The 1,234-nt window shown below is 67.0% G+C and carries 1 protein-coding gene; it reads right to left on the minus strand.

Going from position 1 to position 1,234, the window contains the following annotated elements; translation table 11 throughout:
* The coding region (locus CXG43_RS01270; protein ID WP_232767527.1) for a host specificity factor TipJ family phage tail protein at nucleotides 1-1,234 on the minus strand (1,234 nt) is incomplete at both ends.

A 1,234-nucleotide genomic window follows, 5' to 3' on the forward strand; every position in this document is an offset into this window, starting at 1 on the left:
CGGGTTGGCCTCGCTGTTCCCCGGGAGGGCCGCATCGGCAGGCCAGGCATCGGCCAGCACAAGAGCGTCGCTGGTGCCCGCAAAGGGCTGCACACGCATCACGCGGTACACGCGCTCGCCCGGGATGCGCAGGCCAACAAAGGCGTTGCCCTGCGCCGGCGCCGGCACGGGCTCGTCAAGCTGCAGGGTCACCTTGCCGCCTGCGATCGAGGCGCCCTTGACCCGCCCACCGAAGCCCCACTGCGTCATGTCGTGCTGCAGCGCCAGCATCGACATCCGGCTGTAGGATAGGTGTTCGATATCGGTGCTGTAGCTGATCGCCTTGTACTGGTACAGGCTCTGCGCCAGGTGCCAGCGGGCCAGCATCACGGCGTGCGCCTCGGTGGTGACGCCCTCGCCCGTCACCTGGGCCGGGTTGAGCATGGTGGTGACGCCTGGGGCAGGCACGCGCAGCGTCTTGGGCTGCCAGGTTGCGCTGTCCAGGTAGGTGTATTCGATGCCGTCGGCGCCGTTGGTCAGGGTGTAGTCGACCTGGAACTGGCCCTTCTTGATGGTCGCCATGTTGACCACGCCGGACAGAGGCTGCTCATCGGCCGCCCAGCCAACGGACAGCCGCCCGCGCGGCCAGCTGATCTGCCCGAACCCGGCCAGCGCCAGCACATCCAGCACCTGCTGGTGGCTGCGGACATCCGTGATCCAGTTGTTGTAGGTGAAATTGTTGGCGGCGCAGTGAAGCATGAAGGCCTTGAGGCCCTCGAGGTCGATCTGCCGTTCGGGCAGACCCATGCCGGCAACCAGCGCGCGTCCACCTGGTGCGGTGGAATCTGGCGCGTAGATGCCACGGGCATAGGCGAGGATCCATGCCCCCGCATTGCTGGTGCGCTGGGTCACCCACTCCGTGCCGGTCCAGACGGGAATCGGCATGGAATGGGCGATGCAGCGGATCTCGTCCGGAGCGCCGTTGAGCTGCCCGTTGGCCTGCATGCGGATGCCAATGCGCGGAATGCCGGCGTAGCTCGCCGTGTCGCGCTGAACGCTGGTCAGCGTGGTCCAGACGAACGAGGCTTCGGCGCCGCTGCCATCGGTGTTGTTGCCGGCCACGCGCACGCGCACGTCGTACTGCCCCTCGGGCACGTCGATCGCATAGCTGGCACGCTGGCTCTTGTTGTTGGTGCCGCGTACGTTGTAATTGCCGAACACCTGCCAGTTGGCGGTGCCGGCAGCGCGGTACTGA

The sequence above is a fragment of the Stenotrophomonas sp. Bg11-02 genome (genome assembly GCF_002836635.1).
In the GTDB taxonomy this organism is placed as follows: Bacteria; Pseudomonadota; Gammaproteobacteria; order Xanthomonadales; family Xanthomonadaceae; genus Stenotrophomonas; species Stenotrophomonas lacuserhaii.